This window comes from Streptomyces sp. NPDC050439 (assembly GCF_040655335.1).
GTDB lineage: Bacteria > Actinomycetota > Actinomycetes > Streptomycetales > Streptomycetaceae > Streptomyces.
In genome coordinates this window covers 345,382-368,535 of the sequence record NZ_JBFAJT010000004.1, presented here as the reverse complement: position 1 = coordinate 368,535, position 23,154 = coordinate 345,382, and the positions used below count along the sequence as shown (strand labels likewise).

At 71.6% G+C, this 23,154-nt stretch carries 19 protein-coding genes; 5 read left to right on the top strand and 14 right to left on the bottom strand.

From position 1 onward, the window contains the following. Positions 1 to 29 precede the first annotated feature (29 nt). Genes AB0I66_RS19020 through AB0I66_RS18985 form a run of 8 tightly spaced genes read right to left on the bottom strand, consistent with a single transcriptional unit; the run spans position 30 to position 8,721 of the window. The gene (locus tag AB0I66_RS19020; RefSeq protein ID WP_363209019.1) at positions 30 to 1,679 is read right to left on the bottom strand and encodes an AMP-binding protein; all 1,650 of its coding nucleotides are present in this window, start codon (positions 1,677 to 1,679) and stop codon (positions 30 to 32) included. Positions 1,680 to 1,681: 2 nt separating this feature from the next. Further along, positions 1,682 to 2,692, bottom strand: coding sequence for an acyl-CoA desaturase (locus tag AB0I66_RS19015; RefSeq protein ID WP_363209018.1), 1,011 nt, complete (start codon positions 2,690 to 2,692; stop codon positions 1,682 to 1,684). 55 nt (positions 2,693 to 2,747) lie between these two features. Continuing rightward, positions 2,748 to 4,226, bottom strand: coding sequence for an MFS transporter (locus tag AB0I66_RS19010; protein WP_363209017.1), 1,479 nt, complete (start codon positions 4,224 to 4,226; stop codon positions 2,748 to 2,750). 50 nt (positions 4,227 to 4,276) lie between these two features. Then, the gene (locus tag AB0I66_RS19005) at positions 4,277 to 5,218 is read right to left on the bottom strand and encodes an SDR family NAD(P)-dependent oxidoreductase (protein WP_363209016.1); all 942 of its coding nucleotides are present in this window, start codon (positions 5,216 to 5,218) and stop codon (positions 4,277 to 4,279) included. A 26-nt stretch (positions 5,219 to 5,244) separates the two neighbouring features. Continuing rightward, positions 5,245 to 6,258, bottom strand: coding sequence for an SDR family oxidoreductase (locus AB0I66_RS19000; protein WP_363209015.1), 1,014 nt, complete (start codon positions 6,256 to 6,258; stop codon positions 5,245 to 5,247). Then, a complete protein-coding gene (locus tag AB0I66_RS18995) occupies positions 6,255 to 7,580 on the bottom strand; it encodes an FAD-binding oxidoreductase (RefSeq protein WP_363209014.1) in 1,326 nt (441 codons plus the stop codon). Before AB0I66_RS18995 ends, AB0I66_RS19000 begins: the two co-directional genes overlap by 4 nt. Positions 7,581 to 7,582: 2 nt before the next feature. Further along, positions 7,583 to 8,476 carry a cyclopropane-fatty-acyl-phospholipid synthase family protein gene (locus AB0I66_RS18990; protein ID WP_363209013.1) on the bottom strand — a complete coding sequence of 298 codons (894 nt, stop codon included), beginning with the start codon at positions 8,474 to 8,476 and terminating at the stop codon, positions 7,583 to 7,585. Beyond that, entirely contained in the window at positions 8,473 to 8,721 is a 249-nt protein-coding gene (locus AB0I66_RS18985) for an acyl carrier protein (protein WP_363209012.1), read from the bottom strand. Before AB0I66_RS18985 ends, AB0I66_RS18990 begins: the two co-directional genes overlap by 4 nt. 206 nt (positions 8,722 to 8,927) lie before the next feature. On the opposite strand from AB0I66_RS18985, the gene AB0I66_RS18980 reads away from it, so the two are divergent. The 5 genes from AB0I66_RS18980 (at position 8,928) to AB0I66_RS18960 (ending at position 14,265) form a co-directional block, all read left to right on the top strand. Further along, positions 8,928 to 10,712, top strand: coding sequence for a thiamine pyrophosphate-binding protein (locus tag AB0I66_RS18980; protein ID WP_363209011.1), 1,785 nt, complete (start codon positions 8,928 to 8,930; stop codon positions 10,710 to 10,712). Beyond that, entirely contained in the window at positions 10,709 to 11,389 is a 681-nt protein-coding gene (locus tag AB0I66_RS18975; protein WP_363209010.1) for an SRPBCC family protein, read from the top strand. The genes AB0I66_RS18980 and AB0I66_RS18975 overlap by 4 nt, the downstream gene beginning before the upstream one ends. Continuing rightward, entirely contained in the window at positions 11,386 to 12,411 is a 1,026-nt protein-coding gene (locus AB0I66_RS18970; protein ID WP_363209009.1) for a 3-oxoacyl-[acyl-carrier-protein] synthase III C-terminal domain-containing protein, read from the top strand. Before AB0I66_RS18975 ends, AB0I66_RS18970 begins: the two co-directional genes overlap by 4 nt. Before the next feature lie 81 nt (positions 12,412 to 12,492). After that, positions 12,493 to 13,689 carry an FAD-dependent oxidoreductase gene (locus AB0I66_RS18965; RefSeq protein ID WP_363209008.1) on the top strand — a complete coding sequence of 399 codons (1,197 nt, stop codon included), beginning with the start codon at positions 12,493 to 12,495 and terminating at the stop codon, positions 13,687 to 13,689. Between the two features lie 81 nt (positions 13,690 to 13,770). Then, entirely contained in the window at positions 13,771 to 14,265 is a 495-nt protein-coding gene (locus AB0I66_RS18960; protein WP_363209007.1) for a hypothetical protein, read from the top strand. 227 nt (positions 14,266 to 14,492) lie between these two features. On the opposite strand, the gene AB0I66_RS18955 is transcribed toward AB0I66_RS18960, so the two are convergent. The 6 genes from AB0I66_RS18955 to AB0I66_RS18930 form a co-directional block, all read right to left on the bottom strand. Next, the gene (locus AB0I66_RS18955) at positions 14,493 to 15,230 is read right to left on the bottom strand and encodes a 4'-phosphopantetheinyl transferase superfamily protein (RefSeq protein ID WP_363209006.1); all 738 of its coding nucleotides are present in this window, start codon (positions 15,228 to 15,230) and stop codon (positions 14,493 to 14,495) included. Further along, positions 15,230 to 17,581, bottom strand: a complete 2,352-nt coding sequence (locus AB0I66_RS18950) for a LuxR C-terminal-related transcriptional regulator (RefSeq protein WP_363209005.1) — start codon at positions 17,579 to 17,581, stop codon at positions 15,230 to 15,232. The genes AB0I66_RS18955 and AB0I66_RS18950 overlap by 1 nt, the downstream gene beginning before the upstream one ends. A gap of 52 nt (positions 17,582 to 17,633) precedes the next feature. Further along, on the bottom strand, positions 17,634 to 19,853 hold the full coding sequence (locus tag AB0I66_RS18945; RefSeq protein ID WP_363209004.1) for an MMPL family transporter: 2,220 nt from the start codon (positions 19,851 to 19,853) through the stop codon (positions 17,634 to 17,636). 103 nt (positions 19,854 to 19,956) lie between these two features. Continuing rightward, positions 19,957 to 20,868, bottom strand: a complete 912-nt coding sequence (locus AB0I66_RS18940) for a TauD/TfdA family dioxygenase (protein WP_363209003.1) — start codon at positions 20,866 to 20,868, stop codon at positions 19,957 to 19,959. After that, positions 20,865 to 22,475, bottom strand: a complete 1,611-nt coding sequence (locus AB0I66_RS18935; protein WP_363209002.1) for an AMP-binding protein — start codon at positions 22,473 to 22,475, stop codon at positions 20,865 to 20,867. The genes AB0I66_RS18940 and AB0I66_RS18935 overlap by 4 nt, the downstream gene beginning before the upstream one ends. Positions 22,476 to 22,497: 22 nt before the next feature. Next, a complete protein-coding gene (locus AB0I66_RS18930; protein ID WP_363209001.1) occupies positions 22,498 to 23,145 on the bottom strand; it encodes a thermostable hemolysin in 648 nt (215 codons plus the stop codon). Positions 23,146 to 23,154 lie beyond the last annotated feature (9 nt).

Here is a 23,154-nt window from a genome sequence, read left to right as displayed (position 1 = left end):
ACCCCGGGCCGGCCTTCCGGCCGGCCCGGTCAGGCCAGTTGGACGCGCGCTATGGTCTGCAGCTGGTCGGCCTCCCCGCCGAGCAGCGCCCGGCAGCGGAAGCGCTGGATCTTGCCGCTCGGTGTCCGCGGCAGATGGCCGCGCTCCACGAAGACGCACTCGGAGAGCGCGATGCCCGACTTCTCCCTGGCCACGGCGGCGGCCTGGTCGGCGATGAGCGCGAAGTCGGCGCTCTTGCGCGTGGGTTCGAGGAGCAGGACCAGCTTGGAGACGCCGCCGCCCGCCATGTCGACGAGCGCCGAGCAGCCCTTGCGGACCGGGCCCATCGCCTCGACCGCCGACTCGATCTCGCTGGTGTAGACGTTGCGTCCGCCCACCGAGATCAGGTCGTCGGCCCTGCCGACGAAGTACACCTCGCCGTCATGGACGAAGCCCAGGTCACCGGTGTGCAGGACGCCGTCGTGGAACCGCTCGGCGGTGCGCTCGGCGTCGTTGAGGTAGCCGGAGGCCAGGCTCGGCGAGTCGACGAGGAGCTCGGAGACGCGGCCCTGCTCCTTGGTGGTCACCGTGACGCCGGGCAGCGGGGGCCCGTTGGAGACGAGCCGGGTGGCGCCCGGCGCGTCCTCGGGGACCTCGACGATGCGGCCGTCGAGCAGGGCGGGGCCGTCGAAGCTGCGGGTGACGGGGGTCTCGCCGAGCGGGGAGCAGGAGACCGCGAGGGTCGCCTCGGCCATGCCGTAAGCCGGCATGAACGCCGCGGGCGAGAAGCCCGAGGGGCCGAACGCGGTGACGGTGGCCTCCAGGGTCTCCCAGTCGACGCGTTCCGCCCCCACCACGCAGACCTTCAGGGCCAGCGGCTCGGGCAGCTGGTTGCGGCCCTGGGCGCGGGCGGCCAGGTGCAAGGCCGTGTTGGTGCCCGCCGTCATCGTGGCGCCGTACTCGGACATGTCGCGGAACCAGGTGCGCGGTGCCATGCCGAACCGCTCGGGCGACGACAGGACGAAGTCGTAGTCGAAGGCCCAGGCGTGCAGCATGGTGCCGAAGATGCCCATGTCGTGCGAGAGCGGCAGCCAGGAGGCGATCGTCTCGGCGCCCGGGCGACCGCCCGTCATCTCGTGGAGCATGTGCAGATGGGTGGCGATGGCGCGGGTGCTGAGCTCGCAGCCCTTGGGCAGGCTGGTGCTGCCCGACGAGTACTGGATGAAGGCGGTGTCCTCGGGCCCCGGCGGCGTCGGGTCGATGCGCCGGTCGCCGTAGAGGGACGTCCAGTTGAGCACCGGGAGCCGGGCGGCGAGCTCCGCGGGGACGAGCGGCGCGAGGGCCTCGTCGATGAGGAGCACCGTGGGGCCGAGCCGCTCGGTGAGCAGGCTCAGCTGGGCGCCGTACTCCTGCGGGCTCTGGCCGCGGGCCGGCAGCGGGAACGAGGCGACGGCCCCGCCCGCCAGCCAGACCCCGAGGAGTCCGCGCAGGGTGTGCGCCGAGTTGGTCAGGACGGTGGCGACCCGGCTGCCGGGTCCGACTCCGGCGGCGCGCAGGGTCGCCGCCATGCCTTTGGCGTCGTCGACGACCTCGCTCCACGGGGTGTGCCCGAAGCCGTCGTCCTCCTGCCAGTGGTGCAGGACTCCGTGGGAATCGTCGCGCAGGAGGAGATCCCAGAGTCCGGTGCCGGTGGCTGCCATGGCTACTCCACATCCACGAGGGAGAGATCGTTCCCGCCGCGCGAACGGTCCGCCATGGGCGCGATCCGCTGCTGGCTGACCAGGAGTTCCTCCTGGCTGAGCTTGGTGCCGCTGACCCGGCTGACGCCGGCCTCGCGCATCGTCATCCGCTCCGTGTCGATGCGGATGACCTTCCAGGCGAGGCGGGTCTTCTCCAGGCTCCAGATGAAGATCGCGGAGAGGTCGACCTCGTACCACTTCATGCCGTGCCGGGCGGAGCGCGGGAACGCGTGGTGGTTGTTGTGCCAGGCCTCGCCGAAGGAGGGCAGGGCCAGCCAGGCGACGTTGCGGGAGTGGTCGGTGGTGGTGAAGCGGCGGCGGCCGAAGTAGTGGCCGATGGAGTTCACCGCGTACGTCATGTGGTTGATGAGGAAGATGCGGACGAGACCGCCCCAGAGCATGCCCGTGAACAGCGCCTGGACGGAGCCGCCCGTGATGGCGAAGGCGAGCAGGCCCGGCAGGACGACACCGGCGGCGACGACGGCCACGAAGTTCTCGCTGAGCCAGCGCAGCGGCTTCTCGCGGACCAGGTCGGGGCAGTACCGGATGGGGTCGGAGCTGAGGTCCTCGTCGAAGAGCCAGCCGAGGTGGGCGTGCCACATGCCGGCGATCGCGCCCTTGAAGCCGGGCTCGAAGCCCAGGTGCGGGCTGTGCGGGTCGCCTTCCTTGTCGGCGACGCGGTGGTGCTTGCGGTGGTGGGCCGCCCAGATGATCGGCGGGCCCTGTCCGGCGAGCACGCCCGCCGTGGCGAGGGCGACACGGACCGGCTTGTACGTCTCGAACGAGCGGTGGGTCAGCATGCGGTGGTAGCCGGTGGATATACCGATCCCGGATATGACGTACATGATCACCGTGACCAGGACGTCGGTCCAGCCGAAGATGTGGTTCCAGGCCAGCACCATGGCGGCGCCGAGTGCGAGCAGCGGCACCAGGGAGGCCGCGAGCATGTACCAGCGGTGTTCCTTGCCGTCCATTTCTTCCCCTTACTTTCGTTGGTCTTCGAAGTCGGACCGTGGGACACCCGGGGCGTCAGACACCTGATGTGGTCTCCGGGTCGAATTCGGTGCGGAGCGCGGGCAGGACGAGGGAGAGGAGCGCGGCGCACGCGGTGAGCACCGTCCCGACGAGGAACACGGTGTGGAAACTCGTCAGGAGGGCGTCCGGCATGGCCGCGCCGGACGCGATCTCGTCGTCCAGGCGGCTGCTCGCCAGGGTGGCGAGGACCGCGAGGCCGATGGCGCCGCCGATCTGCTGACCGGTGTTGAGGACCCCGGACGCAGCGCCCGAGTCCGCCTTCGGCACCCCGCTGACGGCGGCCACCACCAGCGGCACCATGGCGAGCCCGTAACCGGCCGCGCAGAGCAGCAGCGTGGGCAGGATGTCGGAGGCGTACGAGGCCTTGAGCGGGGTGCTGATGAGCAGGCCGAGTCCGGTGGTGGCGGAGGCGAGGCCGATCAGGCACAGGATGCGGCTGCCCAGCCTGGGCAGCAGCTGGATCGCGATGCCGGAGAAGACCGCCATGGTGATGCCGAAGGGCGCCCAGGACACTCCGGCGCGCAGCGGGGACCAGCCCAGGAGGTTCTGCATGTACTGCGTCAGGAAGAAGAAGATCCCGTACAGGCCCGACGCGGCGAGCAGCATGATCACGTTGGCCGCGGAGATCTGCCGGCTGGCGAAGATCCCGAGGCGGATCAGCGGATCGGGGGCGCGCTGTTCCCTGATGACGAACGCCACCAGGAGCAGGGCCGATCCGACGAGTCCGGCGATGGTGGCGGCGGAGCCCCAGGGGCGGTGGTTGGTGCTGATCACGGTGTAGACGAACAGCAGGAGACCGCCGGTGATGAGGACCGCGCCGAGGCCGTCCGTCGCGGGCCGCTTGCCGGGGGCGCCGTCCTCGCGGTCGGCGAGAGCCGGCTTCAGGGCGAGGGCGAAGAGCAGGACGCCGACCGGGATGTTGATGAAGAACACCCAGCGCCAGTCGACGAGATCGGTGATGACCCCGCCGAGCAGCACGCCGGAGACTCCCGAGATCCCGGTGAGTCCGCCCCAGATGCCGAGCGCCTTGCGGCGCTCCTTGGCCTCGGTGAAGACGGTGATCAGGATGGACAGGGCGGCCGGGCTGAGCAGCGCGGCACCGAAGCCCTGGGCGCCGCGCGACACGATCAGCATCTCGGGGGAGTTGGCCAGACCGCAGGCGAGCGAGGCGGCCGTGAAGATCGCCAGGCCGGTGAGGAACACCCGCCGTCTGCCGAAGAGGTCGGCGCAGCGGCCGCCGAGCACCAGGAAGCCGCCGAACAGCAGCATGTAGGCGTCGACGACCCAGGCCAGTGAGGCCCGGTCGAAGTCGAGGGTGGTGCGGATCGTCGGCAGCGCCATGGAGACGACCGTGTCGTCGATGATGACCATGAACTGTGCGCCGCAGGTCACCGCGAGCGCGAGCCCTGCCGCCTTGGTTGCCGCGCCGCCGCTCTTGGCTGCCGCGGTGGACGAGGCGGTTCCCCTGCCCATATGCCTTCTCCTGTTCGCCGAGCTGTGTGGGGGTGGTCTGTGCCGAGCGGTCAGGAGGCCGCGGCCTGGGCGACGACCCGGTTGAGGCGGTCCATGCGGGTGGCCAGGCTCATCCGGCCCTCCAGGCGGAAGGCGGGCAGGCGCCGGCCGTCGACGTCGCTGAAGCCGTACTCGTCGGCCAGGTCGCCGGTGGAGAGCACCTGGCCTGAGCGGTCGAGGACGTCGGGGTCCGCGGCGAGCGCGTTGATCGCGCGGCCCACGTACTCGGGCGAGTGGACGACCGCGGCGGGTCCGTCGCCGAGGGCCTCCCAGGCGGCCTCGACCCGCTCGGTGCGGACGAAGCCCGGGTGCAGGGAGAGGGCGGCGATCTTCTTCTTGCGCAGGTCGGCGGCGAAGGCCTTGCTGAGCCGGTCGTTGGCGGACTTGAAGACGTCGTACGCCGCCTGTCCCAGGTAGGTGTCGCCGTCGGTGAAGCCGATGCCGACGATCAGCCCGGTCCTCCCGTCGTCCTTCCCGAACATCAGCGGGGTGAGCAGCCGCGTGATGTCGTACTGGGCGCGCAGCGAGCCCTCGCACAGTTCGTAGCGCCACATCGGCTGGTCCCAGTACGGGGCGTCGAAGCGCACGTCGCTGGAACGCTCGTAGCCCGCCCAGGCGTTGTTGACCAGGAGGTCGAGCCTGCCGTGGTCGGCCCTGACGCGGTCCGTGAGCGCCTGGTTGTCCTCGGTCGAGCGGTGGTCGCAGCGCACCGCGATGCCGGTGCCGCCGCGCGCGGTGACCTCGTCGGCGGTGTCGTCGACCGTGCCGGGCAGGCCTTCGGTGCGGCCCTCGGTGCGGGTGCTGCGTCCGGTGACGTACACCGTCGCGCCGGCGCTGCCCAGGGCGAGGGCGATCCCGCGGCCCACGCCCCGGCTCGCGCCGGTGACCACGGCGACGGTTCCGTCGAGCCGCGGGGGCTTCCACTCCTCGTTCACGGGGTCCACGGGGTTCACGGTTGCGTCCTCTCTGATCTGACGGACTAGCTGAGGTGGGCGGAGGCGTATTCGAGCGTCCGCTGGTAGGCGTCCGTGTCGTGGACGAAGGGGACCCGGTAGCGCTCGCGCAGCTCGGGCATCGACGTGGGCAGGACTCCGCCGCCGCAGCGGGTCACCTCGCTGACGTCCCGCAGGACGGAGAGGTACGAGCGGGCCAGCGGAGGCAGCCTGCGCAGCTCCTCGGGGTCCAGGGCATCGGGGTCGGTGACCGGGGGCGGGGTGAGGGTGCGGCCCAGGCCCGCCGCGTGCTTGGCGCACACGTCGATCGCGGCCTCCATGTCCATCGCCTCTTCGCCGTACGTCACCCAGAACTCGCCGCTCGTGTCGCCCAGTTCGACGGCGGCGAGCACCGCCTTGGCGAGCAGGTCCTGCGGCACGATGTCGATGCGGTTGCCCTCGTGCACGGGGATGAAGGGCGCCCGGCCGCGGCAGATCCAGTCGGACATCAGCTGCACGATCTGGCCGCGCGAGGTCCAGCCGGTCCGTGAGTCGCCGATCAGGTTGGTCGGCCGGAACACGGTGTGCGGCAGGCCGCTGTCACGCAGCAGCTGCTCCGAACGGAGCTTGGAGCGCACATAGTTGGTGGTGACGTTCGTGTCGCTGAGCTTGTACGGGGCGCTCGACGAGAGCGCGGCCACGAAGGCGGTGCTCATGAAGTGGACGGTGGCACCGGAGAGTTCGGCGAACTCGATGACCCGGCGGGTGCCGTCCACGTTCACCGGCTTGTAGCGCTCGTCGGGCAGCCCCCACTCGGTGAGCCCCGCCGAATGGATGACGGTGTCCACGTCCCTCACGAGGGCGCGGTAGCTGTCCTCGTCGAGACCGAAGCGCGGCTTCGCCAGGTCGGCGTCGAGCACGCGTTCGGTCCCCGCGGGCAGGGCCACGCCGCCGGGCCTGGCCATGGAGATGAGCCGGACCGGGCGGCCCGGCGCCTCCTGCAGGATGGCGCGGCCCACGACGCCGGACGCGCCGGTGAGCAGTACGGTGCGCTCGCTCATGCCCGGGACTCCTTCCACTCCATGAGGCGTGTGGTGGCGCGGGCCCCGACGTAGAGGAACGGCTCGGGCGGGAAGTCGCGCTGCTTGCGGTGCTTGTCGTCCACGTACAGGAGCCGCGAGTACTCGGAGTCCTTGCCGAGGACGAGGTCGCGCAGGACCTTGCCGCCGGTGTGCGTGGCGGCGATGCCGTTGCCGTTGAAGCCGTATCCGTAGAAGACGTTGCCGCCGGGAAGTGACCCGAAGTGCGGGGCGTAGTCACGGGTGACGTCGACGGTGCCGCCGTACGTGTAGGTGAACTTGAGGTCCCGCCACATGGGGAAGAACCGGCCGAACTCCTTGTGCAGTTCGCGGTAGGCCCGCGTCTCGTTCATGCGCCGCCGGCGCATGTCGCGGCCGTAGAAGTACAGGGCAGGACCGCCCGCCCACATGAGGCGGTTGTCGGCGGTGAAGCGGGCGCAGGTCAGGAAGGTCTTCGCCTCGACGAGGCCCTCGCGGCCCTCCCAGGCGATACGGCCCAGCTGCTCCTCGGTGAGCGGTTCGCTCACCATCGCGTAGCTCCAGATCGGCACGGTCTTGTTGCGGAACGCCTCGAAGGTGAACTGGTGCGCGTTGGCCGCGATGATCACCTTGTCGGCGGTGATCCGGCCGCCGGGGGTGACGACCGTGGGCCGCACTCCGGGGTCCACGCGCAGGACCGGGGTGTTCTCGTAGACGGTCACCCCGCGCTCCTTGACGACCCGGGCCACGCCGCGGGCCAGGCGGAACGGGTTGACCAGGGCGCCGCCGGTGCGCATGGCGCCCAGGATGGCGGGCGAGCCGATCAGCTCCCGCGCCTGGGAGCCGGAGAGGAGTTCGGGCTGCTCGCGGCCCGCGATGGTGGTGGCGAGCTCGCGGTCCGCGCGCAGGCGGCGCAGCTGGGCCTGGTCGGTGGCGACCATCAGGTAGTCGTTGGCCTCGTACTCCGCGTCGATCTTGTTACGGCGCGTGAAGCGGCCGATCTCCAGGATGGAACGCCCGACGGCCTGCGAGGCCTCCAGGGCGCGGCGGGTGCCGAACTCCTCGACCAGGGCCTGGATGTCCTTGCCGATGGTCGGGGTGACGAAGCCGTCGGCGCGGCCCGAGGCCCCGTAGCCCGAGTGCTTGGCCTCGACGATGCGGATGTCGAGCGCCGGCTCGGCCTCCTTGAGGAAGTGCGCGGCCCACAGGCCGGTGTAGCCGCCGCCGACGATGGCGACATCACAGTCGACGTCGTCCCGCAGCGGGGGCTCGGGCGTGACGGACTCCGTCTCGTGCCAGTAGACGACGTTCTTTCGGGTGCTCACACTCAACGCCCCTTTTCGAGAATGATCCTCGCGAGGCCCAGGTGGCGGTTCTTGAAGTGCCGGACGCTCGTGCCGAGATAGTTCTCGTAGTTGACGACGTTGTCCTCGCCCGAGATACGTACGGCCGCTTCCCGGTTCTCCTGGAGTCGCCGCAGCCATTCCGCGCAGGTCCGGCTGTAGTGGTCCGGGTCATTGCGCAGGGACACCACGTCGAAGAGCTTTTCGCTGGATTCGATGACCTCGGAGAGCGCCGGGATCTCCGACTCCGGGAAAATGGTCTCGATGATGAACATGAGCTCACGCACGGTGGCCTTGTCCATCACGGTGTTGTTGCCCTTGACGTTGGTCTGCAGGGCTATGCGGCCGTGCGAGGGCAGCCATTCGTAGCAGCGCTCGAAGAACTCGCGGTAGGCCGCGATCCGTTCGGACCTGGACAGGCCCGTCTTGGCGAAGTGCTCGAACGCGCCGATCGAGATGATCGCGTCGTAGCCCTCCGTCGGCTCGTGGTCCAGCCAGTTCTCCACCCGGATGTCGGTGCGCGCGATCCCGGACGCCCTGACCAGCTCGGCCTGGCTGTCGCTGAGGGTCAGACCCGTCGCGTGCTGCACGCCGTAGATCCCGGTGAGGCGCTTGAGGAGGCTTCCCCAGCCGCAGCCCACGTCAAGGACCCGGCCGGCGCCCGCCGCCTTGGCCCCCTCGATGAGGTAATCCAGCTTGCGGGCCTGCGCCGCCTCCAAATCGTCCTGCACGCCTTCGAGTTCCGCGCCCGACTCGTCCCACAGGGCGCAGGTGTAGGTGAGCGAACCGTCCAGCCACAGGCCGTAGAAGTCGTTGGAGACGTCGTAGTGGTGCCTGATCGCCTCGGCCGTGGCGCCCTGGTAGGCGACGGTGCTCATGCGGCGGCCGCGGTCTGGGTGGACTCGACCAGCTTGACGAGGTCACCGACGGTCTTCACGTTGGCCGCCTGGCTGGGGTCGAGCTCGATCTCCGCGTCGTCCTCGACGGTGTAGACGATGTCGGCGATCTGCAGGCTCGAAAGGCCCACCGAGTCGAAGGCCGTGTCGGCGTTGAGCGTGAGGCCGGACGCCTTGTTGCCGAGCTTCTTCGCTATGAGGGCGCAGACGGTTTCAACGGTGATCACGATGGTTGTTCCTTCCGGTCGGTGCGATGTGCGGTGAGCGATTGACCAGAACCTAACTACGGCCGCCGTCCCCGGACATGACAGAGCGGTATGGCAGATCCCTGCCATGTCGTGACAGGGCCCGGCTGACAGGGATGTGCCACTTGCCCGCGGCGGACCACACGGCCTGAAATGACTGGACCACCGCCTGGAAAGAGGGACGGTCCATGAGAAACCAATTCCGCGTGGTCGACTTCATCGTCGACTTTCTTCGCCGGCAGGACGTCGGGCATGTATTCGGAGTCGGTGGCGCCAATATCGAAGATCTCTACGATGCGATTCAGCACGCGGAATCGAGTTCGGAATCCGGTCCGGGATCGGGCCTCGGCTCCGGCCCGATCGGCGTGGTCGCCAAGCACGAGTTCTCGGCCGCGACCATGGCGGACGGATATCACCGCGCCTCCCAGCGCATACCGGTGATAGCCGCCACCTCGGGCGCCGGGGCCATGAACCTGGTCCCCGGGATCGCCGAGCTCAGGGCCTCCTTCGTGCCCGCCCTGGTCCTGATCGGGCAGCCGCCCACCTCACTGGACGGGCACGGTTCCTTCCAGGAGACCAGCGGGCTCGCCGGATCGATCGACGCGGAGCGGCTGTTCGGTGAGATCGCCGTGCACTGCGTACGCGTCGAGGACCCGGAGTCCATCACCGAGTCGCTGCCGCGTGCCCTCGCGGCGGCACTCGACCCGGCGGCCCCGGGGCCGGCCGTGCTCCTGCTGCCCAAGAACGTGCAGCAGGCCGTGCTGCCCGCCTGGGACGCCCCGGGCCCGCCCGAGGTCGCCGTCCGCGAGCTCTCTCCGACAGCCGAACGCGGGCGGGCCGTGGCCCTGTTGCGCTCGGCCGGGGAGCGGCAGGGCGTGGTGGTGATCGCGGGCGAGGCGGTGGCCAGGGCGGATGCACGGCCCCAGCTCGCCCGGCTCGTCGAGGCGCTCGGGGCACGGGTCGCCGTGGCCCCGGACGCCAAGGACGTCTTCGACGACCGCGATCCGCGTCACCTGGGCATCGCCGGGGTGATCGGCACCGCGGACGTGCAGGAGGCGCTGGAGCAGGCGTCCGCCGTGGTGCTCGCCGGGACCCGGCTCCCGCAGATGGCGGGCGCCGGACTGCACGACCACCTCAAGGGTTCGCCGGTGGTCTGCGTCGACCCACGGCCGCCGTTCCTGGAACCGCACGAGGATCTGGTGCGCCTCACCGGGCCCCTGGGCAACGAAATGGACGTACTGGCAACGGAGTTGGCGGCGGGGAGAGCGGGAGCTCCGGCAGTTCCCGGGCCACAGGGTCCGCTCGCCGCGGCCGGGGCGGTGCCACCGCCTCCCGCCGTTCCCGCGCACTCTGGTCCGCTGGACATGCGTGCCGCCGCGCTGGTCGTCGGCGCCGCGCTGCCCGCCGGGGCCACCGTGGTGAGCGACGCGGGCAACACCGGGGCCACCGTGATCCATCACGTCGGGGTGCCCGTCGACGGGCGGTTCATCGTCGCCATGGGCATGGGCGGCATGGGCCACAGCTTCGGGGCCGGCATCGGCGCCGCGTTCGCGACCGGCAGGCGCACCTGTGTGTTCGCCGGTGACGGGGCGTTCTTCATGCACGGCATGGAGGTGCACACCGCGGTCGAGCACCGGCTTCCCGTCACCTTCGTGATCTTCAACAACAACTCGCACGGCATGTGCCACACCCGCGAGCAGCTCTTCTACTCCGGCGACTACACCTACAACCTCTTCCGCCCGGCCCGGATCGGCGAAGGCGCCGCCGCGATGTTCCCCGGCCTGGACGCGGTGACCGCCACGACCGCGGACGAGCTGCGCGCCGCGCTCGCCCGCGCAGAGACCACCGGCTCGCCCGCACTGATCTGCGTCGAGACCGACCCCACCGAGATGCCTCCGTTCCGTCCCTTCCAGCAGCACGCCATGGCCGTCGGAAAGAGCCGGCCCAGCAACCAAGGAGTCGTACCAGGATGACCACCGTCACGAGCACGGACACCACCACCGCCGACTACGTCGCGCCGGAGCCGATCCCCGCCGACCTCAAGGACGTCCCCGGGCTGCTCCGCTGGGAGACCACCACCCGCGAGGAGGCCATCGCGCAGGCCGCGCAGATGACCAAGGAGTCGTTCACGTACGACGAGGTGTACGGGCAGTTCGTCACCGTCCACCAGTACATCGACGCGCCGCCGCAGGCCGTCTACGACTTCCTCACCGACGAGCGCAGCCTGAACGAGTACACCTACAGCACCCGTGACTTCGCGCCCACCGACACCCCCGGCCTCTTCCAGGGCCGCGACACCCTCCTCGACGACGAGACCAAGATCTTCCTGCGGATCGACGGCGACCCGCGCGCCCTCACCGTCGACATGAAGTGCGCCTGGGACCAGGGCGAGGAGCTGTGGATGGTCTACATCCACCGGATCATCGACGCGCAGACCGTCCTGAACAAGCCCGGCTCCGTCGTCATCTGGACCAACTGCCGTCACCCGTACTACGACAAGAACCCGCACCCCGAGCTGGCGTCGAGCCCCGAGCGCCCGTGGGTCGGCGACATGTGGAACCTCTTCTACGCCGGTCACCAGATAGAGATCGACAACATGAAGAAGATCCTGGAGCTGCGCAACGGCAGCAACGGCAGCACCGGCGCATGAAAACGGTCAGTCTGCTGGAGCTCGCCTCCTACCTGCCCGGGGAACCGGTGGGCACGGAGTACTTCCTCGAACATCAGGAAGGCGCGGCCGACCTGGCCGGGCACACGATGTTCAAGGCGCCGCGCACCCGGCACCAGGTGTCCAGGGACGAGACGCCCGCGGACATGATGGAGAAGGCCGGTCTGGTCCTGCGGGACCGGATCGGGGACGACGCCCTGCGCGCCGTCGACGTGGTGATCACCAACTCGCTGCTCCCCGAGGTGCCGTTCACCGGCCCCGGGGCGGAGGTCGCGCACCGGCTCGGCATCAAGGCCGACTGGGTGCTCGACGCCCACAACGGCGGCTGTGCGTCCTTCGTCCATCTGCTGCGCCTGGCCCGTGCGCTGATCGGCTCGGGCCAGGCCCGGTCCGCGCTGCTCTTCAACGTGCAGAACAGCGCGGGCCCGGTGATGACGCAGCCCGACGTGCGCAGGCTCCCCGAGGCCGTCATCCCCGGTGACGGCTGCGGCGCCGCCTATGTGGCGGCGTCCGAGGAGTCACCGATCCTCGGCATCGAGGTCGCCAACCACGGCGAGTACACCCGGGACTGCGGCCTCGCGCTGCACGACGGGCGCAAGTACTGGGAGGCGGGCTCCAGCCAGATGCACGTCGGGTTCACGCCCGACAAGGTCGCCGACATCGTCGAGCGCGGCAACCGTCTGGTGCCCGAGGTGGTGAACCGGGTCTGCGCGTCACTGGACCTCAAGACCGACGACCTGGATCTGCTGATCACCAACCAGCCCAACCGGATGTTCCTCAAGCAGTGGCAGGAGCGGCTCTCCATCGGCCCCGACCGCCATCTGGACACCTTCGACAGGTTCGGGAACCTCTTCGGCGCGGCTGTCCCCATCACCCTCGACCACGGCATCCGCGAGGGCCGCGTCGAGGACGGCAGCCTGCTGATGCTGGCCGGCTTCGCCCACGCCGGGGACTTCGCGGGGGCCGCCGCCGTGCACTGGCGGGCGGGAGGTGCGCGGGTGTGACCCACGGGCCCGGGGGCGGTTGACGCCGCCCCCGGTCCTCCCGCAGATCACGGCAACTCGCCTGACCCACAAGGAGAGTCCATGACCCGCCCCAAAGCCGTCGTCATCGGTGCCGGCATCGGTGGCCTGACCACCGCCCTCGCCCTGCACCGACGCGGCTGGGACATCACCGTCCTGGAACGCGCCCCCACCCTGGCCCCGATCGGGGCCGCCCTGACCCTGGCCCCCAACGCACAGCGCGCGCTCGCCGCCCTCGACCTCGGTGACGAGGTCACCGCCCTCGCGGCATGGCAGGGCGACGGCCTGATGTGCGATCCGCGGGGCCGCCCGCTGACCCGCACCCACAGCTCGGCCGTCACCGCCCGGTTCGGCGGCCCCCTGGTGGTCCTGCGCCGCAGCGACCTGGTCGACCTGATCGTCGGCCGGCTGCCCGAGGGTGTCCTGCGCACCGGCGAGGCGGCCTACCTCACGGACGCGGGATCGGCCGGACGCAAGGCGCACGTCAGCAGCCCGCAAGGCGTGTACGAGGCGGATCTCGTCGTCGCCGCCGACGGCGTGCACTCCAAGACGCGCGGCATCCTCTTCCCCGGCCACCCCGGCTCCGCCTACGGCGGCTGGACCGTGTGGCGCATCCTCGCGCCGATGCCGGGACCCGGCTTCGTGCCGCACGAGTCGTGGGGCGGCGGCCTCGTCTGGGGCAGCCTGATCCGGGACCCGGACAGCGTGTTCGTCTACGCCTGCGCCGCGACCGAGAAGGGCGGCCGCTCCGCCGACGGCGAGAAGGCCGAACTGCTCAGGCTCTTCGGCCACTGGCACGAGCCCGTGCCGACCCTGCTCGGCTCGGTCGACGAGCACGACATCCTGCGCCACGACGTGCACCACATGGCCGTGCCGCTCGGCTCGTTCGCCCGGGGGCGCACCGCGCTGCTCGGGGACGCGGCGCACGCCATGGTGCCGACCCTGGGGCAGGGCGCCAACATGGCGATCGAGGACGGTGTCGTCCTCGCCCACCACGCCGTGCCGGGCTCGAATCCGCTCACCGCGCTCGCCGCGTACGACCACGACCGCAGACCGCGTACGACCGCGATGGTGCGCCGCGCCGAACGCATCCTGAAGCTGACGTCGCTGCGTTCGCGGGCGGCCGTCGCCACGCGCGACGCGGTCTTCAGGGCCGCTTCGAGGGCCGTTCCCGGCCTGCTCCTGCGCGGCTTCGACGGAATCGCCGACTGGCATCCGCCGACCGTGCGCATCCCGGTGGCCGAGCGCCGCCCCCTATGACCCGGACGGCCCGCCGGCCGTCCGTCTGCTCAACACCCCTGCAGTACCAGTGGAACAGACCCCAACAGAAGGAAATTGACTGTGCGTCACATTCTCAAGGCCAGCACCGTTGCCACCGCCGCCCTGTTCGCGGGCGGGATAGCCCTGGCCGCCCCCTCCGTCGCGGCCCCCACCGCATCGCAGACCGTGACGGCCTCGTACGACTGCGGCAGCTACGGCGTCTCCGACCTGACGATCGAGGCCTCGGCCGCGGACGGCGTCGGCTCCGTCAAGATCTCCACCAGCGGCGGTCTGGCCCCGGTCGACATCCCGGCGAACTCGATCACCGCCACGCTGCGTCTTGAGCGCGCCGGGGGCGGCACGGTGGACTTCACCGGCACCGCCAACGACGCGGCCGCCGCAGGGCAGCCGGTGACCATCGGCGCCCTGACCGGTGCGGTGTCCGCGGGCGACAGCCTCGACTCGTACATCCCGGCCGCGGGCTCCACCGACACCTCGCTGAGCCTCGACATCCTGGGCAGCACGAACACCTGCAAGGCCGTCTCGAAGCAGACGCCGGGCCCGATCGTCTTCTGATGCGGGCGCGCATTCTCTGACGCACGTGGACACACTCCCGGGGGCCTGACTGTGCGCACAGTCAGGCCCTCGCGGCCGTCCCCCCGCCGTCGGCCCCGTGCACCACCACCGGAGCCGCAACAGCGACGGGCCGCGCCAGCGCCGCCACGCACGCCTGCCCTTTCCCACGCAGGCGCACGTCCACCAACACACGTAGACACACCCCGAGGGTCCGGCTGTGCGCACAGTCAGGCTCCCGTGGCTGTCCGCCCGCCGTCGATCACGTGCACCACCACCGGGGCCGCAACAGCGACGGGCCGCGCCAGCGCCGCCACGCACGCCTCGCCCACGCTTACCTCACGCACCGCCCAGTGCTCCGCGCCGCCCCCGCCCGTCCGCTCCACTACCGCCGTCTCCTGCCACGGCCGTACCGCCACTTCGGCGAGGTCCGTTCCGAGGCCGACGCCCCAGGCCTTGGCCACCGCCTCCTTCCGCGTCCAGCAGCGCATCAGGGCGTCGTCCCGCTCCGTGCCCTCCCCGGCGGCCTCGACATGCGCCCGTTCCTCCGGCGTGAGCGCGCGGCGGATCACCGCATCGGCCTGGGGGGCGCTCCGGCGCTCCAGGTCGACGCCGACGGGCACCCCGTACGACAGGGCGAGCATCCACCACTCCCCGGAGCGCGACACGCTCGAACGCCACTCGGAGCGCGGCAGGCGGACGTACGGCGGGCCGTGGTCCCGGCTCCCGCAGCCCGGACAGCGCGCGACGCCCCAGTGCACCGCGGCCGGCCCGACTCCGTGCCAGCGCGCGACCGTGCGCCGGATCGCCGCCCGGGAGCCCGCGTACCGGGCCCGCGTCACCTCGTCCCCGAAGGCGTCGAAGCGGTGCCTCTCCCGCTCGTCGAGGAGCGCCACGTCCTGGTCGGCCGCCGTGTCGGGCACCTGGCCGACCCAGATGTGGACGCCCGCACGCCCGGCCCCGCTCATCACCCGGCCTGCTGGATGGCGCGTACGACGTGCACCCGTGAGCCGCATTCCAGTTTCTGCATCACCACGCGCAGATGGTTGGTCACCGTCCACTCCGAGATGCCGAGCTGCCTGCCGATCTGCCGGTTGGTCATTCCCTCGGCGACGAGCAGCGCGACCTCGTGCTGCCGTGGAGTGAGCCCGTGCGGGGCGGGAGGCCCGGTCCGCGAGGGCCGTTCCTCCTTGGGCGCGGGCGCGAACAGGCCCGCGATCAGGGCGCTGTGCGGCGAGACCTGGCGGGCCTCAAGGCGCAGCCTGCGCAGCGCGGCCGGGTCGAAGCCCTGGTGCAGCCGGTCGGCCACGGCCCGCAGTGCGACGCCCTCCTCGGAGACCAGCGCGTGCTGCCGACGCAGGGCCTCGGCGTGGGCGAGGACCTGGGCGAGCGCCTCCCTGTGCTCCTCGTTCCCCGGCCCCACGGCGACGATCACCATGGTCTCCAGGGCCTCGGCCGCCTCCACGGGGCCGCTGGTGCCCATCAGGAGCCGGATCGACTCGCGCACGTTCACGTACGCCTCCGGGGCGCGGCCGAGCAGTCGGCGCACCCGCGCGAGCGCGTTGAGCAGGGCGGCACGGACCACGACCGGGGACCAAGGGTCGCGCCAGAACTCAGCGGCACCGGGCTCCAACTCGATGGGCGTGCACGGCAGTTCCGCCAGCGCCTGCAGCGCCGGGCGTTCCGCGTCCGGGTCGCCGTGTCCGGCGCGCAGGAGCGACTGCGACCTGCGGGCCAGGGCCGCGCCGTACACATCGCCCACGGCGTCGAGTTCCCGCAGCGCGGATTCGAGCAGCGCGGCGGCGCCCGCCGTCTCGCCCCTGCGCCGCAGCAGCTCCCCGGTGTGCGCGGCCACCCGTGCCCGGACCGCGGGGAGTTCGGCGGCGGCGACGGCCGCCCGGTCGAGGACGGCCTCCGCGCGCTGCCGCTCGTCCCGGCCGAGCGCCCAGCGGGCGACGGCCATCAGCGCCTCGGCGGCCAGCGCGCCGTCGGCACACGCGGCGGCGGAGCTCTCCATCGCGTCCACGGCGTCGAGGTCGAGCCCGTGGCCGAGCAGCGGGCCCTCCAGCGCGGTCAGCATGCGCAGCACCCCCGCGTGGTCGCCGCGCGCCCGCAGATGGCCCGTGGCCTTGCGCAGGTCGGGCAGTCTGGCCTCGACGGCCGCGAGGAGCTGGCCCATGTCCCGCCCTGAGCGCAGCCCGTCCGCGAGCACGGCGGCGAAGGCCGTGCAGTGCGCCGCGTGCTGGTCGAGCGCGCGGGCCAGCGCCTCCGGATCGGCCGCCAGGGCCTGGTGGTAGTGGGCGCGCGCCATGCGCGGCAGCCGGAACTCCGGCTCGCCGTCCGGGCCGCGCCCGCTGAGCAGCAGGCTCTGGTGGACCAGGGACTCGATGCCGGCCACGGCGTCCGCCTGGCCCGCACCGGCCGCCCTACGCACCTCCGCGAGGCCGAGCGGCGCCTCGAACACGGCGAGCGTGGCGAGGAGTTCGCGGTCGGCGGGGCTCAGTCCCTGGGTGGCCCAGCCGAGGGCGCTGCTGATCCCGTCGTGCCGGGCCGAGGCGTCCCGGAGCCTGCGCCGGCCGACGGGCTCGCCCCTGCCCAGCCGGTCCAGGACGGCCTGGGGACCCTCGGTGCCGACGGCCTCCGCCGCCAGCTCGATGGCCAGGGGGATGCCGTCGAGTTCCCGGCACAGCTCCGTCACCGCCGACTGTGCCTGGGCGCCGTCGAGTCCGGCGCGGTAGCGGGGGCTCACGTGATCGGTGAAGAGCTCCTCGGCCGGCGAGCCCACGCCCGTGGGCAGCGGTTCCGTCACCAGGACGCGTTCGGCCCGGATGTCGAGGGAGACCCGGCTGGTGACCAGGATCTTCAGCCGTGGGCAGGCCCTGAGCAGGGCGGAGATGTCCAGGGCCACCCGCGCGGCCACCAGGTCGCAGTTGTCGAGGACGAGCAGCGTCTGGCGCGTGCCGATCCGGGCGGCGGCCGCCCTGGCCGTGTCGACGCCGACACTCGACCAGACCGCCGTGGCCCCGGCCGATTCGGCGAGGTCCGTCCAGAGCAGGGGCGCGCCGCCGGCCCGGGTCCGTGCGATCAGCGCCGCGTGCGCCATATGGCTCTTGCCCACGCCGGCCGGCCCGGTCAGCGTGATCAGCCGTTCCTGCGGCTGCGCCAACAGCCGCTCAAGGAGAGCGAGTTCGCTCTCCCGGCCGCGGATCACGCCGAAGCCGTGACCCATCAGGCGGTCGGCTTCCGCTTCCGCCGCCACACCGCCGCCCCCCGCCACCGCCGGGATCACGACCTCGTACTCCCGCTCTGGTGCAAACATGTCCGCTCTCCCTTGTGTGGTTCCCCGCAACCCCAGCCGGTGAGTCCTTGGTTCAGGCCCTGCTCACCACCTCTTCGCGGCCGGTCTGCCCGGCGTCGCCGGGTTCCGGTCGTACGGCGGTGTCGTCCGAGGTCTCCATGCGGTCGAGCCGCAGCGCGGAGTGCAGTCGGCGCAGGGGCTTGGGCGCCCACCAGTTGGCGCCGCCGAGCAGCGTCATCAGGGCGGGCACCAGGAGCGCGCGGACGACCGTGGCGTCGAGGATGACCGCGAAGGCGGTGCCGAGCCCCAGTTCCTTGACGAAGACCAGGCGCGAGAGGGCGAGCGCGCCCACCGCCACGCAGAACAGCAGCGCGGCCGACGTCACGATGCGTCCGGTGCGGGCCAGGCCTTCGGCCACCGCCGCGCGGTCGTCGAGTCCGGCTGCCCGCGCCTCCTTGATGCGGCCGAGCAGGAAGACGTTGTAGTCGGTGGAGAGTCCGAAGGCGAGCGCGAAGACCAGCACCGGAGTGGTGGACTCGATGCCGCTCACCGCGTCGAAGCCGAGGTTCCCGTCCTGGAAGACCCAGACGAGGAAGCCGAGCGCGGCCCCGGTGGAGAGGGTGTTCATCAGGAGCGCCTTGAACGGCAGCACGACCGAGCCGGTGAAGGCGAAGAGCAGCAGCAGGGTCACCACGGCGAGGACGCCGACGGCGAGCGGAAGGCGGTCACGGATGCCGTCCTTCTGCGAGAGGAAGTCGGCGGTCTGCCCGGTGAACCGTACGGGCGTGGGCGCGTCGAGCGACCTGACCTCGTCGGCGGCGTCCTTGGCGACCGTGCCGAGCGGCTGTCCTTCGAGGACGGCGTCGATCTCCCAGTGCGTGGCGTCCAGGCGGACCGGCTTCGCGACCGCCTCGACGCCGGGCACCTCCGCGATCGTCTTCGCGTACGCGTCCAGCTTGCCTCCGTCGCTGGTGTCGGCGACCACGCGCAGCGGCGAGGTCGCGGGCGCGGCGAAGTCGTCCTGCATGGCGGCCGAGACCTTGCCGGCGCTGATGCCGGTGGGCAGTGCCGACGCGTCGGCGCCGGTGAAGCGGATGCCGAGCACCGGCGACGCGAGCGCGAGCAGGATCGCGGTGGCGGCGACCGCGACGATGACGGGCCTGCGCATCACCAGCTGCGCGATCCGCCGCCAGCGCCTGACGGCCGAGTCGCCCGCGCCTTCGGTCCCCTCGGCCTGCGTGACGCGCTGCCAGCGCCGCGGGGCCCAGGAGTTGACGCGGTCGCCGAGCAGCGCGAGCACGGCGGGCAGGGCGAGCAGCGCGAACAGCACGGCGGCCAGCGACGTGATCACGCCCGCCATGCCCATGGACTGGAGGTACGGCTGCGGGAAGACGAGCAGCGCCGCGAGCGCGGCGGCCACGGTGAGACCGCTGAAGAGCACGGTGCGTCCCGCGGTCTCCATGGTGCGGCGCAGCGCGAGCGCCCCGGCTCCGTGCCGCGCGAGCTCGTCGCGGTAGCGGGAGACGATCAGCAGCCCGAAGTCGACGGCGAGGCCGAGCGCGAGCGCGAAGGCCAGGTTGAGCGCCCCGGTGGAGACGTTGTCGAAGAGGGTGACCAGGCGCAGGCCCGCCATGGTGAGCAGCAGCGTGAAGATCGCGCCGATGACCGGGAGCAGCGCGGCGACCAGGCCGCGGAAGACCAGGAAGAGCAGGACGAGGACGACCGGCAGGGCGATGCCCTCGGCCATCGAGAGGTCCTTGGTGGTGACCTCGCCGACCTGGACCATGCCGATGGTCGGCCCGCCGAGGTGGGCGTGGCCGCGCAGCGCGGGGTCGTCGTCGATCGCCTTCTGCAACGCCTTCTCGGCGTCCTTGGTCTCCTTGTCCTTCATCGGCCTGACCGCGCCGATCAGGACGGTGGAGCGCGCGTCCTTCGAGATGAGGGCCGGGTCACCGGCCGACTTGTAGTCGAGGACCCGCTTCACCTCGGGTCGCCCCTTGAGGAGCGCGATGCCCGCGGCCACCGCCTCGGGCTGCGTCCCGCCGGGGTCGATGGCCTCGTCCGTGCGGATGAGGAGCGCGTATCCCTGCTGGGCGTCGATGCCGGTGGCTTCCTGGATGACCTCGCGGGCCACGGTGTGCGAGCCGGTCGGGTCGTCGTAGTCGGCGAGGCCGTTGGTCACCTTGCTCTGCAGGGTGCCGCCGAAGAGGGCTGAGAGCACGGCGAGGCCGATGACCACGTACAGGGTCAGCCTCCGCTTCGCGTGGAGGGCGGAGCCCAGGGCAGAGAACATGCGAGATCACCTTCGAGGTTCGGTCGTACGGGGGCGGAGGCCGGTGCCGGGGGGTGGTACCGGCCTCCGCCGGTCGGGTGCGCCGCCGCTCGGGCGGCGCGGGTCAGGCGGCCACGGGCTCCGGGGCCTCGACGAAGCTCAGCGCGTTGTAGATGGTCCGCCGGGAGTCGGTGATGGCCCTGCGGCCGTGCATCACCCGGGTGTTGTCGATGACGGCGACGTCCCCGTCGGCCCAGTCGAGGTTCTCGGTGAGGGCCCCGGTGGTCTTGGTGACGGCGGCGAGCAGCTCGGCGGAGAGCTCTTGGCCGTCCGCGAAGGTGATGCGCGGCTTCTCGTAGTTGAAGGACGGGCCGAGGATGCTGTTGGCGAAGGAGATCCGCTCGCCGAACAGCGTGGCGGCCGCCGCGGGTGTGCGGAACGCGTAGCGCACCCCGCCGTCCGCCTCGGGCGTCACCTCGGTGCCGGGCAGCGAGGCGGCGAGGCCGACGAGCTCCTCGACGGCGATCTCCTCGGCGGGCCTGCCCGTGAGGTGATGGGCCATGGCGCGCCACTGAGGCTCGGCGACATGCCTGCTGTAGACGATGTCCTGGCCGAGGAACGCCGTGCGTACGGGCTCCGCGAGCTCGTCCCACACCCGGTAGCCGTCGCAGACCGTGGTCTGGGAGCCGGACGCGGCCGCCTTCTCGCAGAAGAACCAGGCCAGGTGGGAGCGGAAGGGGCTGTTGCCGTTCTCGGTGTGCAGGCCGACCTCGGCCAGGCCCGCGTCGACCTTCTGCGCGACCTCCGAGTAGAAGTCGCGTGCCGGGTCGAGGGTGGTGGAGGTGGAGGTGCGCTGCACGAGGTCCGTGAACGAGGCCATGTCGGCGCCGAAGCCGCGCAGGAGGAGAAAGCCCGCCTCGGCGAGCAGGTCGAGAAGTTCCTTGGGCTCGACGCCGGCCAGGGCGCCCGGCTCGGCGGGCGTCACGAGCAGTCCGCCGCCGGTGCCGTACGGAGTGGTCCTCAGGGCGGTGCTCATGCGGTGATCTCCTCGGGTGCGGTGCGGGTCAGCAGGTCACGGACGGCGTCCCTGCGGGGGCGGCCGGTCACGGTGAAGCAGGTGGCGTACTCCGGGTCGTCCTCGGCCATGAGGCGTACGGAGGTGGCCCGTTCGATGGCGGAGAGGCGCCCGGCGCCGAACTCCTCGATCTGACGGCGGGCCTCGACGCGGTCCGTGCCGGCGTCGATCACGAACAGGCCGAGCACCTCGTCGAGGCCGTCCGCGACGACGGCCGCCTCGCGCACGAAGCCGAGTTCGCGGTAGCGGGCCTCGACCCACTCGGGGGACAGATTGCGTCCCGCGGCCGTGATGACCAGGCTCTTCTTGCGGCCGGTGATCCGGATGTAGCCGTCCTCGTCGATGGTGGCCAGGTCGCCGGTGTGCAGCCACCCCTCATCGTCGACGACCACGCTGGAGGGGTCCTCCTGGGTGTATCCGGCGAACAACGACGTGCTCCGGATGAGCAGTTCACCGTCCTCGGCGAGCCGCGCCCGTACGTGGTCGAGCGGCTTGCCCACCGTGCCGAACCGGAACTGTCCGGGGAAGTTCCAGGCCACGACCGAGCTGTTCTCGCTCAGGCCGTACCCCTCGTACAAGGGGATGCCGAACGCTTCGAGGCGCTGAAGGACGTCGGGCGAGACGGGCGCGCCGCCACAGGCGATGAAGACGGGCCCGGTGTGCCCGAAGAGCCGGTGCCTGCGCTGGGCCAGGTCCTCCGTCGGGTTCTGTTCGCACAGGGCGAGCAGCAGGCCCGCGACGGTGGGCGGTACGACCATGGCGGTGGGCTGCGCCTGGCGCAGCAGCGAGAGCATTCGCGGGCCCGCGTCGGCCACCGTGCCGATCAGGGCGGTGCCGGGCGGCAGGAAGGTGACGCTGCCGCCGTTCAGGAACGGCATGTAGAGCCCGGCGACCTGTTCGATGAGCAGGCTCAGCGGCACCACGGAGAGATAGCGGCCGAAGACAGCGTCGTCGACCCGGCCGCCGAGGGAGGCGAGCAGTGCCTCCATGCCGTGCAGCCTGACCCGTACGCCCTTGGGCGCGGAGGTCGTGCCGGAGGTGTGCACCACCTTGACGACGGTGTCACCGGCCGCTTCCGCCTCGGCGATCTCGGCGTTCAACGGCGGGAGTTGGGCGTCGGCGGCGGTCTCGACGAGCCCCGGCAGGTCGATCCCGACGACCGCGCAGTCCGCGGGCAGGGCCTGGACCCCCTTGGCGGCGGCGCGCTCCAGCCACCGCTCGCCGTGCGCGTCGACCAGGCAGAGGTCGGCGTCGGCGAGCAGCGACGCGGCCTGTTCGGCGGTGAAGGCCATGGGGACCGGGATCTCCACGGCCCGCGCGAACAGGGCGGCGAGGTCGGCGACCACCCACTGCGCGGAGTTGTCTGCGAGCAGCCCCACCCGTACGGGGCGGCCGAGCGCTTCCCCGCGGCTGCGCAGCTCGGCGGCGAACACCCGTGCCGCGCCCACGAGTTCGCGGTAGGTGTGGCGAACGCCGGGCCCTCCGGTCGCGGACAGGACCTCGACCATGACCGCGTCGCTCCCGGCCTGCTTCAGGAGCCCGGCCGTCAGGGACGCGGTGGATGACATGACGTTGGGGGGTGACATGACGTCAGGCAGCACGGGTCAGCTCCGTTCGGTTCGGGGAGAGCAGGCGGATGTCGACGGAGTCGAGTGCGTAGCGCTCGACCCCCGTGACCAGCTGCTGGGAGTGGTCGGCAAGGCGGCCCCAGCGCACCGCGGGCCGCTGGTCGTAGAAGGTTCCCCAGCGCGCCAGTTCCTCGGCGCCCAGGCGCGTGCCGTCGGCGTCGCACAGGCGGTGGGTGATGAGGCCGAGGCGCTTGGCGAGCGCCGCCGACCGGTTGGTCATCGTCATGGCGGCGTACGACCGGCCCAGGCAGGCCTGGATCAGCGGCAGCGCGCGGTAGATCTCCGCACCCGCCAGGTTCGCGACCGAGGCGACACTGCCGAGCTGCACGATCTGGTGCCGCCGCACCTGCTGGCCGGCCGCCTCGCACAGCGCGTCCTCGATCGACCCGTCCAAATACCGCTCGAGGAAGATCGGCCCGTTCTCCGGGAAGGAGATCCCGATGCAGGCCTCCACCTCCTCGGGGCCGCCGTCCTTCCGTCCTACGTACGCGATGAACTGATCCGGATCCGGGGACACCCGCGCCCCGAAACTCGTCCCGAACACCTTGCTGACCAGCGATGCGGATTCCAGCCAGACCGGAGTCCCCCGCCGGGCGATCACTATCTTCACGTTCCGTGT